This is a genomic window from Maribacter sp. TH_r10, assembly GCF_033101095.1.
Lineage (GTDB): Bacteria > Bacteroidota > Bacteroidia > Flavobacteriales > Flavobacteriaceae > Maribacter_A > Maribacter_A luteus.
In genome coordinates this window covers 213,092-229,991 of the sequence record NZ_JAWMPY010000005.1, presented here as the reverse complement: position 1 = coordinate 229,991, position 16,900 = coordinate 213,092, and the positions used below count along the sequence as shown (strand labels likewise).

At 40.3% G+C, this 16,900-nt stretch carries 12 protein-coding genes and 1 tRNA gene; 2 read left to right on the top strand and 11 right to left on the bottom strand.

All coding sequences use genetic code 11. The features are described 5' to 3' along the window. Window positions 1–13: 13 nt before the first annotated feature. From R3X28_RS13815 to R3X28_RS13785, 7 genes are all read right to left on the bottom strand, one after another. Window positions 14–1,072, bottom strand: a complete 1,059-nt coding sequence (locus tag R3X28_RS13815) for a cytochrome c oxidase subunit II (protein ID WP_317665015.1) — start codon at window positions 1,070–1,072, stop codon at window positions 14–16. Between the two features lie 144 nt (window positions 1,073–1,216). Next, on the bottom strand, window positions 1,217–2,524 hold the full coding sequence (locus R3X28_RS13810; protein ID WP_154364132.1) for a quinol:cytochrome C oxidoreductase: 1,308 nt from the start codon (window positions 2,522–2,524) through the stop codon (window positions 1,217–1,219). Window positions 2,525–2,544: 20 nt separating this feature from the next. Next, on the bottom strand, window positions 2,545–3,123 hold the full coding sequence (locus tag R3X28_RS13805) for a c-type cytochrome (RefSeq protein WP_154364739.1): 579 nt from the start codon (window positions 3,121–3,123) through the stop codon (window positions 2,545–2,547). A gap of 10 nt (window positions 3,124–3,133) precedes the next feature. After that, window positions 3,134–3,655: a DUF3341 domain-containing protein gene (locus R3X28_RS13800; RefSeq protein WP_154364134.1), complete on the bottom strand. Its 522-nt coding sequence runs from the start codon at window positions 3,653–3,655 to the stop codon at window positions 3,134–3,136. A 6-nt stretch (window positions 3,656–3,661) separates the two neighbouring features. Beyond that, the gene (gene nrfD / locus R3X28_RS13795; RefSeq protein WP_317665014.1) at window positions 3,662–5,386 is read right to left on the bottom strand and encodes an NrfD/PsrC family molybdoenzyme membrane anchor subunit; all 1,725 of its coding nucleotides are present in this window, start codon (window positions 5,384–5,386) and stop codon (window positions 3,662–3,664) included. Between the two features lie 33 nt (window positions 5,387–5,419). Beyond that, window positions 5,420–8,542, bottom strand: coding sequence for a TAT-variant-translocated molybdopterin oxidoreductase (locus tag R3X28_RS13790; RefSeq protein WP_317665012.1), 3,123 nt, complete (start codon window positions 8,540–8,542; stop codon window positions 5,420–5,422). 30 nt (window positions 8,543–8,572) lie between these two features. After that, a complete protein-coding gene (locus R3X28_RS13785; RefSeq protein ID WP_154364139.1) occupies window positions 8,573–9,907 on the bottom strand; it encodes a cytochrome c3 family protein in 1,335 nt (444 codons plus the stop codon). A 235-nt stretch (window positions 9,908–10,142) separates the two neighbouring features. On the opposite strand from R3X28_RS13785, the gene R3X28_RS13780 reads away from it, so the two are divergent. Further along, window positions 10,143–10,511: an SPOR domain-containing protein gene (locus R3X28_RS13780; RefSeq protein ID WP_154364141.1), complete on the top strand. Its 369-nt coding sequence runs from the start codon at window positions 10,143–10,145 to the stop codon at window positions 10,509–10,511. 38 nt (window positions 10,512–10,549) lie between these two features. Here the strand turns inward: R3X28_RS13780 and infB are convergent, their stop codons facing one another. From infB to rimP, 3 genes are read right to left on the bottom strand one after another with little or no spacing between them, the layout of a single operon-like run. Continuing rightward, window positions 10,550–13,378 carry a translation initiation factor IF-2 gene (infB, locus tag R3X28_RS13775; RefSeq protein WP_317665010.1) on the bottom strand — a complete coding sequence of 943 codons (2,829 nt, stop codon included), beginning with the start codon at window positions 13,376–13,378 and terminating at the stop codon, window positions 10,550–10,552. 41 nt (window positions 13,379–13,419) lie between these two features. After that, the gene (gene nusA / locus R3X28_RS13770) at window positions 13,420–14,652 is read right to left on the bottom strand and encodes a transcription termination factor NusA (RefSeq protein WP_317665009.1); all 1,233 of its coding nucleotides are present in this window, start codon (window positions 14,650–14,652) and stop codon (window positions 13,420–13,422) included. A gap of 13 nt (window positions 14,653–14,665) precedes the next feature. Continuing rightward, complete coding sequence (gene rimP / locus R3X28_RS13765) at window positions 14,666–15,127, bottom strand: ribosome assembly cofactor RimP (protein WP_154364147.1); 462 nt, start codon at window positions 15,125–15,127, stop codon at window positions 14,666–14,668. Between the two features lie 191 nt (window positions 15,128–15,318). Here rimP and R3X28_RS13760 point away from each other — a divergent pair, with 191 nt between their 5' ends. Then, entirely contained in the window at window positions 15,319–16,644 is a 1,326-nt protein-coding gene (locus R3X28_RS13760) for a cation:proton antiporter (protein ID WP_317665007.1), read from the top strand. A 132-nt stretch (window positions 16,645–16,776) separates the two neighbouring features. Here R3X28_RS13760 and R3X28_RS13755 read toward each other — a convergent pair. Next, a tRNA-Gln gene (locus tag R3X28_RS13755) sits at window positions 16,777–16,848 on the bottom strand. Window positions 16,849–16,900 lie beyond the last annotated feature (52 nt).

Here is a 16,900-nt window from a genome sequence, read left to right as displayed (position 1 = left end):
TTTTTTAGTAATTCTATTGAACTGATGCCATTGATTGAGAAAAGGTTTGCTGTTCAGCAAGCCATTTGTTGTAATCCTCTTCCTCTTCTACGATTATCTTCATTTGCATGTTATAATGGGATTTTCCGCAGATCTTATTGCAAAGTAAAATATAATCGAACTCCCAAGGGTCTGAATTCTCAACACCTGCAGCGGCTTTTTCGGCCCTAATGGTATTGGTTCTTTTTACCTTGTCTATTATTTCGGGCTTATTCCTCATATCCGCAGTCGTAATTGACGGCGTAAAAGAGAATTGTGTGATCATACCGGGCACACAGTTCATTTGGGCTCTAAAATGTGGCATATAGGCCGAATGAAGAACGTCTTGTGACCGCATTTTGAAATTTACCTTTCTACCAACGGGCAAATGCAATTCCTTAACGATAATATCATCCTTCGCATAGTCATCCGATTCATCGACACCTAGGATATTGGCCCTATCAATATCTATCATTCGAACATTCGCATCCCCTAAAACGTTATCAGCACCGGCATATCTTGCCGTCCAATTAAATTGTTGCGCATACAACTCAACAACAATGGGATCATCCTCATCATTGATATCCATTATGCTGGTCCATGTATATAAACCCCATAAGATCAAACCTGCCAAGACAATGACCGGTATGATGGTCCATATGAACTCGAGTTTATCATTATCCGCATAGAAAAGGGCTTTCTTACCTTGCTCTCCCCTATACTTATACCCAAAGTAGTGTAATAACGCCTGAGTAATGGTCTGAACGAAAAATATTATCACCATGGACACGAGCATTAAATTATCATATTCAGCGCCATGTGCGGATGCCGCTTCGGGTAAAAGCATTTTTCCGTATTTCCAAAAACTAAAAATGGTTATCCCATAAATGAAAATCAAAAACAAGAATAACAAATAACCATTGTATTTATTATCCGTGTCATTCGCAATTTGGGAATTCACAGCTTTAATTTGCGACAATTCAAAAATCTTGGTCATTTGCCATATTGCAATTGCCACTAGAACCAAAACAGCTAAAATCAAAAATGTAGTCATTGTATAATTTAAAATTTCGCTAAACTTAATAAAAAAAACTTAAACCCACCATCATTGAAAAGAAACCTATCCAATGCAGTGTTAAAACAATAATCCCGTACGACCCAGTTTATACTAGGAAGTACGGGATCTATACTGTAAAAATTAATAGTGAAAATGTCTACTCTCTTCGATAAACGGATTACGTTTAGGCTGAAGAGGTGCCTTGGTCAATGCCCTAAAGACCCAGAAAATGAACAATCCGGCGAAGAACAATACAGACCCTATCTCAGGAATACCTATTGACCATTGGTCGCCTACCGTTGAAGGCATGATCATGTTAAAGATGTCCATATAATGACCCACTAATATGATAATACCCGTTAGGATTACGAACCAATTGATTCTTTTATAATCACTGTTCATCAACAACAACAATGGTAAAACGAAATTCATAACGACCATTCCGAAGAAAGGAAGCTTGAAATCCTGGATACGCGTTACGTAATAGGTTACCTCTTCCGGTATATTGGAATACCAGATAAGCATAAATTGCGAGAACCAAAGATAGGTCCAAAAGACACTTATACCGAACATGAATTTAGCTAAATCATGAATATGGCTATCATTTACTTCCGGTAAATAATCCTTTGACTTCAAATAAATGGTTACCATGGCTATAACAGTTATACCCGACACGAACATACTTGCAAACACATACCAACCGAACAAAGTACTGAACCAATGTGGGTCAACACTCATAATCCAATCCCAAGACATCATGGATTCGGAAATTAAATAGAATACCAAAAATGCAGCTGAAATCCTGAAATTCAATTTAAAGTTCGAGTTATCATCAGATTCATCTTGCTTTAATGATAATTTTCTTGAGTACTCCCTGTACAATATCCATCCCCCTAAGAAAACGGCGGCACGAATTAGGAAAAATGTTGGGTTTAAATAACCTGCTTTACCTTGTAGAAGGTGATCATGTGCCACGACATCAGCATCCATCCATACAAATAAATGGTTCATATGCAATACGGATAACACCAAAATAACGAACACGATTATACCTCCGGGCACCAAATATGATGTAATACCTTCCATTACCCTAAATAAGAGTGGGGACCAACCTGCCTGTGCAGCCCTTTGAATTGCATAAAAAGCCAATACGCCCAATGCAATCATAAAGAAGAAAAATGCAGCAACATACAATGCCGACCATGGTTTATTCTGCAGTTGGTGCAAAACATGTTCGTCGTGTGCGGCATCATGACTTTCAGCATGATGTTCTTCTGTTGCCACTGCATGTGCAGCCTCTTCGGCATGCGCATCACCATGACTGGCCACTAAAGCTTTAGCTTCTTCAACCGTGCTTGGGGCCGACATAAACCCTATTCCGATACCTAATACCCCTACGATCATCATGATGAAGGAAGCCATTCTAAGTCTGCTTGAAAACGTGTACATATCTTAATCTATGTATTATTTTATAAATCTTGTTTCAATTTCATAACGTATTCGGCTACTTGCCAACGTTCTTCATGGTTCAATTGCACGGCATACGACCCCATGGAGTTCAAACCATAATATATTACGTGATACGTACTACCAACCGTAATATCCCGGGCTGCATCCGCATAAGTTGGGACACCCAAAATCTTCTCTCTTTTGACCAATGTGCCTTGACCATCCCCTTTTGTCCCATGACAAATTGCACAATAAATATCAAAAAGCTCTTTACCTTTGGCCATATTGGCTTCTGACTGTAATGAATCCAAAGGACTAGGATTCACCCTTGAAAGTTCTTTTCCTTCCATCGTATTCTCTATACCATAAGGCATCCAACCTCTTGGAATAGTATTATCAGGTGGCAACATAGCTTCAGAAACCCCTTTGAACAAAGCAATCCTAGTGGCATCCTCTTCATTGAACCCTTGGTAGGTCTCATAGCCCACTGGCTCGTACATGTTGGGCATGTACTGATAGTTAGGTCTGCTATCATCGGCACATGAAGCCAATAATAGTACCATTACAAATGTTATTCCTACTTTAATAAAACTGTTCATCATCTTAGGACTACTTTTCTGATACATTGATTTCTACCGCACCGGTACCCATCAATAAATTCTTTAATTCTTTTTCGTTATCGTGAATGGCCAACTCCATTACAAAATGGTCATCAGTTGTTCTTACGTCTGGGTTCTCAGCCTTTTTAAATGGCCACAATCTACTTCTAAGATAAAAAGTGATAACCATTAAATGCGCTGCGAAGAAAACCGTTAGCTCGAACATAATAGGTACGAAAGCAGGCATGTTCTCTAAATAACTAAAACTTGGCTTACCGCCAATATCCTGAGGCCAATCCTGGATCATGATAAAGTTCATCATCAAGATTGCCACAGTAAGACCCACACAACCATATAGAAACGATGTTATGGCTATTCTAGTAGGAGCAAGCCCCATGGCCTTATCCAAACCATGAACAGGGAAAGGACAGTACACTTCCTCTATATGATGCTTGGCGTCCTTCACCTTTTTGACAGCATGCATCAGCACGTCGTCATCATTGTAGTATGCATGTATAACTTTAGATGCCATATCTTCTTAGTTGTTATTTAATTTTTTTGCTTGACCGGCCCAATCATCACGTTGCGCCCTACCCGGGAACGAACCTGTTATTGAATCCAATAAATTATATTCCTTCTCTGTCATTCGACTTACTTGGGCGAATGTGAAAATTCCGATTTGATTCAATGTCTTTTCCATTTGGGGTCCAATACCTTTTACTTTCTTAAGGTCATCGGCCTTATCTTTAGACGCATCGAAGGTCCCAATAGAATCCAACAAACTTGAAACGTTTTTTTCAGCATCTTTTGGAGCTTCTTCTATCACCTCGGACAATTCTTCCTTAACAATACTATTCGCACTGATTTGATATAACGGTTTACCAGCGTCCCTTAATTTTTTGTACTTCTCTCCAGAAGATTTCAAAATGGTTTTCACCTCTGCCTGTGCAATTACCGGGAATGTCCTTGAATATAAAAGGAAAAGAACAAAGAAGAATCCAATAGTCCCAATAAAAGTCCCTATGTCTACAAATGTAGGGGAGAACATACTCCATGAAGAAGGTAAATAATCCCTATGTAATGATGTTACGATAATCACAAAACGCTCGAACCACATACCGATATTTACGATTATGGAAATAAAGAAAGAGAACATAATACTGGTTCTCAGTTTTTTGAACCACATAAATTGTGGCGAGAACACATTACAACTCATCATAGCCCAATAAGCCCAAGCATATGGCCCTGTAGCCCTATTCAAGAAAGCATATTGTTCATATTCAACACCTGAATACCAAGCCATGAACAATTCAGTGATATATGCACAACCTACAATTGAACCAGTGATCATGATAACGATGTTCATCAACTCAATATGTTGTACGGTAATGTAAGCTTCCAATCCGGAAACCTTTCTCATGATAATCAATAAGGTATTTACCATTGCGAATCCTGAGAATACCGCCCCAGCAACAAAATATGGCGGGAATATCGTGGTATGCCATCCAGGAATAACCGATGTGGCAAAGTCAAAGGATACAATGGTATGCACTGAAAGTACCAATGGCGTAGCCAAACCAGCCAAGACCAAGGAAACTTCTTCAAATCGTTGCCAATCTTTGGCACGGCCTGTCCATCCAAAACTTAACAAGCCATATATTTTCTTTTGGAAAGGAAGTACCGCTCTATCCCTGATCATGGCAAAATCAGGTAATAAACCTGTCCACCAGAACACTAAAGAAACAGAAAGGTATGTTGAAATCGCAAATACATCCCAAAGCAATGGGGAGTTAAAGTTTACCCATAATGACCCAAATTGGTTTGGTATTGGCAACACCCAATATGCCAACCATGGTCGACCCATATGGATAATTGGAAAAAGACCGGCCTGTACAACCGAAAAAATAGTCATCGCCTCAGCAGAACGGTTAATGGCCATTCTCCATTTTTGCCTGAACAATAATAGAACGGCAGAAATCAAGGTTCCTGCGTGACCTATCCCTACCCACCAAACAAAGTTTGTAATATCCCAAGCCCAGTTTACGGTTTTATTCAAACCCCAGGTTCCGATACCAGTGGAAACAGTATAAATAATACAGCCGATTCCCCAAAGGAATGCTGCCAACGCAATGGAAAATACTATCCACCAATGCTTATTGGCCCTTCCCTCAACAGGAGCGGCTATATCAACTGTTACATCATGATAGCCTTTGTCTCCAAGAACTAAGGGTTTTCGTATAGGTGCTTCGTAATGCGACGCCATAATCTTTTATAGTTACTTTGCTAAATAATATTTTTACGCTTCGTTGTTATTTCTCACTTTAACGTGATAGAATACATTAGGTTTTGTTCCCACATGCTCCAAAAGGTGGTACATACGATCACTTTCTTTCAATTCCGCGACCTTACTTTCCTTATCATTGACATCCCCAAACACAATCGCTCCATTGCTACAAGCCATAGAACAAGCTGTTTGGAACTCTCCATCTTTGATTACCCTACCATCACGTTTGGCATCAAGAATGGTCTTTTGTGTTTTCTGTATACACATAGAGCATTTTTCAATCACCCCCCTAGACCTAACGGTAACATCAGGGTTGATGACCATTTTACCTAAGTCATTGTTCATATGGAAATCGAACTCGTCATTATTATTGTATAAGAACCAGTTGAACCTACGAACCTTATATGGACAGTTGTTAGCACAATATCTTGTACCTACACACCTATTGTATGCCATTTGATTTTGCCCTTGTCGACCATGGGATGTCGCTGCAACAGGACAAACGGTTTCACAAGGTGCATGGTTGCAATGCTGACACATTACAGGCTGAAAAGCTACTTGAGGATTTGTAGCCGGATCTTCCAACTCACCAAAACCACCTAAAGAACCTTTATCTCCGGACAAGCCATCAAACTCTTCCTTTTTGGTATTATCAGCTTCAAAGGTATCTTCAGAAGAATAATACCTGTCTATACGCAACCAGTGCATATCCCTAGATCGCCTTACCTCTTCCTTACCGACAACAGGCACATTGTTCTCTGCACTACAGGCAACAACACAAGCCCCACAACCGGTACAAGCATTTAGATCTATGGACATATTAAAGTGGTGACCGATAGATCGATCAAAGCTATCCCATAAATCAACAGATGTAGCTTCTACCTCTTGATGGTCCAACGAGACCATCGGAACTTTATTCCACTCTGCATGATCTTTCGTGTTAAAGATCTCTAATGTGGTTTCTTTAATAATATCACCCCTACCCATTAAGGTATTATGCAATTGTATACATGCAAATTCATGCATACCAGCAGTCTTTTCAATGGTTACGGATTGCACATTGTTAAACCCTTGATATAAAGGATAGGCATTAACACCTGTTTTCATTTCTTCCTTCATACCTACCGAACGACCATAACCTAAAGCAAGACCTATAGATCCTGGCGCCTGACCGGGTTGGATCAAAACAGGAACATTATCCACGGTAACACCATTAACGGTCAATTTTGCATAACTACCATCCAAACCTCCGTTTGCAGCATGTTCATTGACCAATTCCAATGTAATAGCATCAGCTTTGGATACCGTTACATAGTTATCCCATGATACCCTCGATATTGGATCCGGAAATTCTTGCAACCATGGGTTACCGGCTTGTTGACCATCTCCCATACCTACCTTAGAATACAAAGTAAGCTCCATGCCTCCACCACTAACGGCTTTGGATAAGTTCCTTACTGCCGATGAAATATCGACCCCGGAAGTATCAACTTCATCCAGGCCTACCGTACTCGCAACGGTTTCAACAAATTGATCTATTGAATTTGACCCTGAAACATATACACCATCATGCAGGGCCTGATTCCAATCAGCACCTCCCAATACATCAGCATCCCATGTTTCTTTTATATAATCGTAATAACTCTTATCACTATCCATCCAAGCCAACAAGGCCGTTTGGAATTGTCGTGTATCGAAAAGCTCTTTTATCGTTGGCTGTATAAGACTATAATGGCCTTTTTTAATTTCGGTATCCCCCCAAGACTCCAAGTAATGGTTTGCCGCAGCAGCATATTGGATAACCTCTGTAGTCTCATTCCAACTTGTTGAAAAACTTACAGACAAATCCACCTTTCCAAGTGCTTCTTCAAACTCAGAAGCATTTGGCAAAGTATACATTGGATTAACACCATCCATAATCAATGCACCAACACGACCTGACTTCATGTCCGCTACCAATGCATTTAAACCCTTAACACTTCCTTGACGGATATATTTGGGCGCTTTGGCATCATACGCCTTACTACCCAAACTTTCATTGATTGCCAGAACAACCGCCTGGGCATTCACATCTTGCAAACCGGTAACGACAACCGCCGCACCTTTGTTCTTATCTATTTCAGCAACAACAGCATCAATGGCCCGTTGTGCATATTCAGGAATTTCACCCCCTATAGAAGTACCGTTCAATTTGGCATACAGCTTGGCAAGAGCAATTTTTTGTTGCATAGGTGTTAAGGCAACACGCTTATCCGCATTGGCCCCGGTCAAAGACATATTGGCTTCAAACTGAACATGCTTGGACATTTTGCCATTCTTCGGCACACGTCCTTTGGAATATCCACTATCATATCCCCCACCTTGCCAGTCAGCTAGGAAATCAGCTCCGAAAGAAACGATAACCTCGGCTTTTTCAAAATCATAGTCCGCTAAAGCCCTTTCACCATATCTAGCCTCAAAAGCAGTTAACGCAGCATCTTCGGAAATTGCATCATATACAACATGATTCACTGAACCGTACATTTCCTTGAACTCCGCAATCAATTTTGAAGTCGATGGACTAGCATAGGTCTGGGTCAACAAAGCTATTTGTTTACCAGAACCTTTCGAGGCGTTTAATTTCGCCTTGACATCAGCATCCAATGCACTCCACTCAATTGCCTCACCCCCTTTTACAGGTCCTTGCAACCTTGTACTGTCATATAAGGACAATACCGAGCCTTGAACACGAGCGTTTGCACCACCATTAACCTTGGCATCTGTATTATTCTCGATTTTTATCGGCCTACCTTCACGGGTCTTAACCAATACACTAGCGAAATCAAAACCATTGGCAATTGTAGTTGCATAATAGTTCGCTACTCCAGGAATAATCCTTTCAGGCTGAACAACATAAGGAATCGATTTTTTAACCGGCCCTTCACAGGCTGCCAAAGATGCAGCCGCAGTACTAAAACCTACGTATTTTAAAAAATCCCTTCTATTTGTATTGGTCGAGGACAGTTTCTCTTTGTCCCCCAAAAATTCATCAACAGGAATTTCCTCAACAAATTCATTCTGTCTTAGCGCCTCAACAATGGAATCGTTTGGATTTAACTCCGCTTCGCTTTTCCAATATTTTTTGTTTGATGCCATACTATATCTGTAATTAGCTACTTAATTTTATTAATAATGACATTTTCCACATTCCAAACCACCCATTTGGGCAGCAGTAAGCTCTTCGACCCCATATTTCTTGGAAAGCTCTTCATGTATTTTTGCATAATACTCATTGTCCTCAACCTTGACATTGGTTTCCCTATGACAGTTGATACACCACCCCATGGTCAACGGAGCATACTGGTACATGATTTCCATTTCCTCTACAGGACCATGACAAGTCTGGCATTCAATACCAGCAACGGAAACGTGTTGTGAATGGTTAAAGTAAACCAAATCGGGAAGGTTATGGATTCTCACCCACTCTACGGGTTTGCTTTCACCGGTATAACTTTGATTGTCCTCATCCCAACCAACGGCCTTATACAATTTCTTTATCTCCCCTGTATAGAATTCATTGGTATAACCATTGGCCAAATCTTCTTTTGAAGGACCTTCGGCATTTCCTTTGTACTCATAAATAGATTTATGGCAATTCATACAAACATTTAAGGAAGGAATTCCTGAATGCTTGGAAACACGGGCAGATGAATGACAATACTTACAATCGATCTTATTATCACCCGCATGGATCTTATGTGAATAATGAATTTCTTGGATTGGCATATACCCTTGATCAACACCAACTTGCATTAACCAACCATATGCAAAATAAGCACCGGACAACAACAATAAAACCACAGTTACCAAAACCAAGAACTGATTCTGTGCGAATGCCTTCCACAACGGCAAACCGCGTTCCGCCTTTTCTTTTTCCAAATCAAGACCATTGGCAACCGCAATACGCCTTAGGGTTCTTTGAACCAATACCAACATCATGACCAAAAGCCCGAATATTATCACTAAAGCCCCTAATATCAACTCATTGGAAATTCCAGAAGAATCCCCAGACCCTTCTTCCGCTACTGCGGCCTCAGCAACAACGGGCTCCGGAGGAGGTGCGGCGGTATACGCCAAAATATTATCTATATCACCGTTCGACAATGTCGGGAAAGCAGTCATAGGCGCCTGATTATACTCATTGAACACCTTGTTCGCATAGTCATCACCGGACTTTATAACACCTGGGCTATTCTTAACCCATGCATAGATCCATTCACGATCTAAACCTTCATCCTCACTTAGACGGGATTCAACATTTGCCAAAGCCGGGCCGGTCATTTTCCTATTCAATGCATGACATGCGGCACAATTTTGATTAAAAAGAGCCTTACCCTTTGCTGGATCACCAGCAGCCGCAGCTTCATCCTGCCCAAAAATAGCACCGGAAAAAAGTAGAAAAACTACTAGACTAACACCTAAAACTCTAGAAATTTGATTGCGGTATGTTACCTTTTTCATATATAGAATATTTCAATCGAAATTTTGGCACGGTTATTACTATATTAAAGGATAAACACATTCAAAGAAACCGTACCTGCATTGAGGGCAAAAATAAGGATTAGACTTTATTTGCAAAATGTTAAGGTATTGATAATCTCAATTTATAATTATTCTAAATAAGAAAGAAAAGTTTACCTTATTCATTTAAAATTTACTTTTGCAAAAACGCAATCCATATTATAACTACATAATAATGAAGCAACTGTTAATTACTGGTCTTATCGCTTTGTCGACCACCGTTGGTGTCGCACAGAACGGACACGTCAACATACAAGAAGACAATCGGATCAAAGACTTATTAAGCATTTACAAATCATCGAATGAAAGTCATGATTATTATAAAATACAGGTTGGCTTCGGTTCATATGCCAAAGCCCAACGTATAAAGGAAAATGTGGAGATTGATTTCCCCGACCTATTTTCAAAAATAGATTTTGACTCACCCACCTACCGTGTTCGGGTCGGGCGGTTCAAAACAAAACTCGAGGCCGAAAGAAAATTTATCGAAGTTCGCGCCAAATATCCTGATGCAATGCTTTTAAAACCAAAAAAATCGACTTGATCAAGTCGATTTTTTTTGCCTAATATTAATTGTTTATTTTATTTTGATTTCAATTTCTTCTTAACAGCTACCTCCTGGAATGCCTCTACAATATCCAATTCCCTGATATCATTATAGTTATTTATCTGTAAACCACAATCATATCCCTTCGCGACTTCTTTGACATCATCTTTAAATCGTTTCAACGAAGCCAAGGTTCCTGTGTATATCACCACACCATCACGTATTAAGCGGATATTGGAGTTACGGAATATTTTTCCATTGGTCACCATACATCCTGCAATGGTACCGACCTTAGAAATCTTGAATGTTTCCCTAATTTCCGCAGTACCGGTAATCTCTTCCTTCATTACCGGTGAAAGCATACCTTCCATCGCATCCTTAAGATCATTGATAGCATCATAGATAATCGAGTACATACGAATATCTATCTCTTCTTTTTCAGCGACCATTCTTGCGTTGCCCATTGGCCTCACATTAAACCCGATAATCACCGCATCGGAAGCCGAAGCCAAAAGCACATCGGATTCGGTTATTGGCCCTACCCCTTTATGGATAATATTGACCTGAATTTCTTCGGTTGATAATTTCTGGAAAGAATCAGTCAACGCCTCAACGGAACCATCCACATCACCTTTAAGGATAATATTCAATTCTTTGAAATCACCTAAGGCAATACGTCTTCCAATTTCATCCAATGTGATGTGTCTTTGCGTACGCACCGACTGTTCCCTTTGTAATTGAGACCTCCTCGTTGCAATTTGTTTTGCCTCTCGCTCATCTTCCAATACATTGAATTTGTCACCCGCCTGTGGGGCACCGTCCAATCCAAGGATTGAAATTGGGGACGAAGGTCCGACTTCACTTACCTCTTTACCCCTTTCATCTTGCATGGCCTTGACCTTACCACTACAGGTACCGGCCAAAACATAATCCCCGATTTTCAGGGTACCTGCTTGAACCAGAATTGTCGACACGTAACCTTTTCCTTTATCCAAAAAGGCCTCAACGACCGTACCGGATGCTAACTTATCAGGATTGGCCTTCAATTCTAACAATTCGGCCTCAAGAAGTACTTTTTCCAATAGTTCCTTAACACCTTCACCTGTTTTGGCCGAGATATCATGGGATTGGATCTTACCTCCCCAATCTTCGACCAACAAATTCATTTGTGCCAGACCTTCTTTAATCTTATCAGGATTGGCCGTAGGCCTATCTATTTTGTTTATTGCGAAAACAATCGGCACACCAGCTGCTTGGGCATGGCTAATGGCCTCCTTGGTCTGTGGCATAATGTCATCATCAGCAGCCACAACGATAATCGCAATATCAGTAACTTGGGCCCCTCGCGCACGCATTGCCGTAAAGGCCTCGTGACCTGGGGTATCCAAGAATGAGATTTTTTGTCCGCCGGGAAGTGTCACCGCATAAGCACCAATGTGCTGTGTAATGCCCCCGCTTTCACCTGCGATAACGTTCTCTTCACGAATATAATCCAGCAAAGAAGTCTTACCATGGTCAACATGTCCCATTACGGTCACTATCGGAGCCCTTGGTTTTAAGTCTTCCGGTGCGTCCTCTTCTTCTATGATACTTTCTTCAATATCAGCTGTAACGAACTCTACCTCATAACCAAATTCATCCGCAACGATGGACAAGGTTTCAGCATCCAATCTTTGGTTCATGGTTACCATGATACCAAGCGACATACAGGCAGAAATAATTTCCGTTGTACTAACGTTCATCATGGTCGCAACCTCACTTGCGGTAACAAACTCGGTAACTTTAAGTATTTTACTTTCAAGTTCTTGTTGCTCCAGATCTTTTTCGGTTTGCTGACGGTGTTGGTCCCTTTTATCCCTTCTATATTTTGCGCCTTTTCCTTTCTTGGATTTCCCTTGCAATTTCTCCAAGGTTTCCCGTACTTGTTTTTGAACATCTTCTTCAGAAGGTTCAACTTTATTAACCGTCGCAAAACGTTTACCTCCTTTTCTGTTTCCAGGACCACCTGTTCTAGGGGTGGTATTACGGCCAGGACCACTACCAGGACTACTGACAATCCTTTTTCTTCTTTTTTTCCTATCCGTATTGTCCTTCGAGGCCTTTGGGTCCTCTTTTTTCTTCTTAGGCCTATTAAATTGACTAAGGTCGATTTTGTCCCCCATTATCTTAGGACCACTAAGTTTTTGATATTGGGTTTTTATCTTCTCTTCTTTCTTTGGCTCTTCCTCTGCTGCAGGAGCAACATCCTCGGCTTTCTCTTCCTTAGCTATTGGAGTTTTTGGTTTTTCCTCTTTCCCAACAATGGGCTGGGCAACAACTTCTTTAACCTCTTCCTTCTTAACCTCCTCCTTCTTAACTTCTTCTTTTTTAACCTCTACTTTCTTAGGCTCCTCTTTTTTGACAACCTCAACTTTCTTAGGTTCTACCTTGGCTGAATCTTCCTCTTTCTTTACTTCTTCAATTTTCTTCTCTACAACCGGATCTGCCTTTTTCTTAGGATTAAGATCGATCTTACCTACAGTTTTAGGCCCGGCAAGCTCAACTTTGGCCTTGATGATGCGTTCAGAGGCCTCAGCCCTTTTTTCACGCGCCAACCTCCGCTCTTCTTGCTCTTGCTCTACCTGCAATCTTATGGCTTCCTTCTCCTTTCTTTTCTCCTCCCCTACTTCCTTAGAAGCAACTTTCTTGCTCATATCGGTTTGGAACTCATCCAATAGCACTTGGTGTACCTTCTCAGATATCTTTGTAGTGGGCCTCGCCTCAACCTCATGCCCTTTCGACTTTAGGAAATCCACTGCCCTGTCCAAAGAGATATTGAGCTCCCTTAGTACCTTATTAAGTCTAATTGTTGCATTGTCTGCCATAAATATTACTTCCTTATTCTAAAACTGCCGCTAATATATAGCTAATCTTCTAATTCTTCTTTAAGTATACGAACAACTTCGGAAATCGTTTCCTCTTCCAAGTCCGTTCTTTTCACTAGATCGTCCACATCTTGCTCCAACACACTTCTTGCAGTATCCATTCCGATTTTCTTGAACTCTTCGATGATCCAAGCATCGATTTCATCTGAAAATTCGGTCAACTCCACATCTTCCTCTACCCCTTCACGGAACACATCTATCTCATAACCCGTAAGTTTTCCTGCCAAACGGATATTATGACCTCCCCTACCAATGGCCTTGGAAACCTCTTCAGGCCTTAAATAAACCTGGGCGGTCATTTTTTCGTCATTTAGTTTCACCGAAGAAACCCTTGCAGGGCTCAATGCCCTGGTTACCAACAACTGAGGGTTACTCGTCCAGTTGATAACATCAATATTTTCATTTCCCAACTCCCTAACGATACCATGTATCCTGGAACCTTTCATCCCTACACAGGCACCGACCGGATCAATACGATCATCATAGGAATCAACAGCCACTTTGGCCTTTTCCCCTGGAATACGAACTGCTTTTTTGATAGTGATCAAACCATCGAAAACCTCTGGTATCTCCTGAAAGAAAAGCTGCTCCAAAAAGCGAGGGGAACTCCTTGACATAATAATAGTAGGTTTATTTCCCTTAAGCTCCACACTTTCGATAACCCCTCTGACATTATCCCCTTTTCTAAAGAAGTCAGATGGAATTTGTCTGTCTTTAGGCAAAATAATCTCATTACCCTCATCATCCAACAAAATTACAGCCTTATGTCTTATGTGATGTACTTCAGCGGTATAAATTTCACCCTCCAAGTCTTTAAATTGCTTATATATGGTGGTATTATCGTGTTCATGGATCTTTGAAATCAGATTTTGACGTAATGCCAAAATCGCCCTACGACCCAAATCAATTAATTTCACCTCTTCAGAAACATCTTCACCAACTTCAAAATCGGGCTCGATTTTCCTTGCCTCGGACAATGAAATCTCTTCATTTGGCTCTTCGACTTCCCCATCTTCAACTACGATACGGTTTCTCCATATCTCCAAATCCCCTTTATCAGGGTTTATAATTATATCGAAGTTCTCATCGGAACCGAATTTCTTTTTAAGCGCGTTTCTAAAAACATCTTCCAAGATTGCCATTAATGTTACCCTGTCAATGAATTTGTCATCCTTAAATTCCGAAAAAGACTCAATCAGCGCAATATTTTCCATTTATATACTACAATTAATATTTTAAAATAACTTTTGCTTCCTTAATATCAGAAAATAAGATCTCCTTTTTTTTCTGAACCGTTGTTTTCCCTTTTCCTATGGGTTTGGGTTCCCTTGCTTTCCATTCCAGCACAATACCCTGGTTATCGGCTCCGGTAAGATTACCTTCATACGATTCCTCGATGGTCTGCACCTTTATTTTTCTACCAATATTCTTCTTGTATTGACGTGGGTCAACCATTGGGGACGCAGCTCCCGAAGAAGTAACGGTCAAGGAAAAATCTTCCTCGTCCCTATCCAGGTTATGTTCTATTGCCCTACTCACTTTTATACAATCTTGAACGCTTACACCCTTATCTCCATCCAATACCACATGTATGCTATTGTCCGCACCCATGGTGAAATCGATTAAAAAGAGTGATTCGTCCTGGGCCAGGGCTTCGTTCAAAAGGGCCTTTACTTTATCCTTCAACATAATTTTCAGTAACAAAAGAGGGGACAAATTGTCCCCTCATGAATACCTTAATATCCTTTCAGTGGCACAAATATACAACATTTTTAGTATCCGCAACAAGCTTATTTTCAAGATATCCCCTATTAATAATCCTTCTTATTTAAAGTTATAATTAAATATTACTTTTAGCCTTTGGACCAAAGCCCTTTTTTATGGAAATTTTCTCTTCTTACAACATTATCATTGAAGCTTCTATCATTATAATTTTATCATTTTGGTTTAACGGCCTATCCGAAAAAACCAATATTCCGTCGGTATTAATGTTGATCGCCCTAGGTATTATCCTTCAATATGCATTAGGCTATTTTATGCCCGATAAACCCGAATTCGATGGGGCCTTGGAAATATTGGGCATTGTTGGTCTAATTATGATCGTTCTTGAAGCTGCCCTAGAACTTGAACTAAAAAAAGAAAAAATAATCCCTATTCTTAAAGCTATGGGTATAGCCTTACTGGGATTATTGGGTTCAGCTTGGGCCGCAGCCCTCATTATGCATCAGTTCATACCTGAAATGAGCATGCAATCGGCATGGCTGTACGCCACTCCTTTATCCATATTGTCCAGTGCGATCATCATTCCCAGTGTAAGTGGACTTTCAGAATCGAAAAAAGAGTTTCATATCTACGAAAGCACATTTTCGGATATCATGGGCATTATGATGTTCTATTTTCTTATCGGAGGATTGAATCCTGCAGAGGACACAGGTTTTGCAGGGTTTTCAATAAATCTTTTAATAACAGTTGTAATAGCACTTATCGCGAGCTATGCTATCATCCTTATATTTCAACGTATAAAAAGTCAGGCAAAATTATTTTTATTGATTGCCATACTCTTGTTATTATATGCCATCGGAAAGAAATTCCACCTTTCCTCACTTATCATCATATTGATCTTCGGTTTGGTCATCGCCAATGTGAAACTGTTCTTTCCCGGCAGGTTATCCCGTATTCTAAAAAATGACAAAGTAGGCCAAATGTACCATGAACTTCACATCATCACACTGGAAACCGCCTTTGTGGTACGCACGTTTTTCTTTGTGATATTCGGTCTTACCATAGCCATCTCTTCACTTTTTAGCCTAAGTGTAGCTATGATAAGCATCTTGATCATCATCTCTATTTACCTTATACGATTTGTTATACTCCGTACTTTTTTTGGCAGCGATATAATGCCCCAACTGTTTATAGCCCCACGGGGACTTATAACCGTTCTTTTATTTTATGCCATTCCAAAAGAGGCGGAAGTGGCAAATTTCGAATCTGGTATTTTACTTTTCGTTATCATAGCCACTAGTCTGATCATGACTTGGGCCTTGATCAAAGAAGGAAAAATACCAAGTATTATAACTGATAACGAAATCCCACATGATCCATTAGAGGAAAATGAATTACCGGAATCGGAAACACCCAATACCCAAAACAATATTGATTTAGACCTGAAAGATGAGGACAACCAAGGCAGTATTCCCAAGGAATAAAGCCATTTCCTCATTTATTTAAGATATAAGGACCCCACGAACCCAGCATAACTTCAGCTTTGAAGTAAAGAAAATTTACCAAAAACGAAAAAATCCTGATATTTTTCAATATCAGGATTCTTTTTAAATCTGTTGGCCTACTAGGACTCGAACCTAGAACGACTGGACCAAAACCAGCTGTGTTGCCAATTACACCATAGGCCAATACCTCATCTAAAGCCCAACTCCGAAAAAAATTTAGAAATTGTTTCAGCTT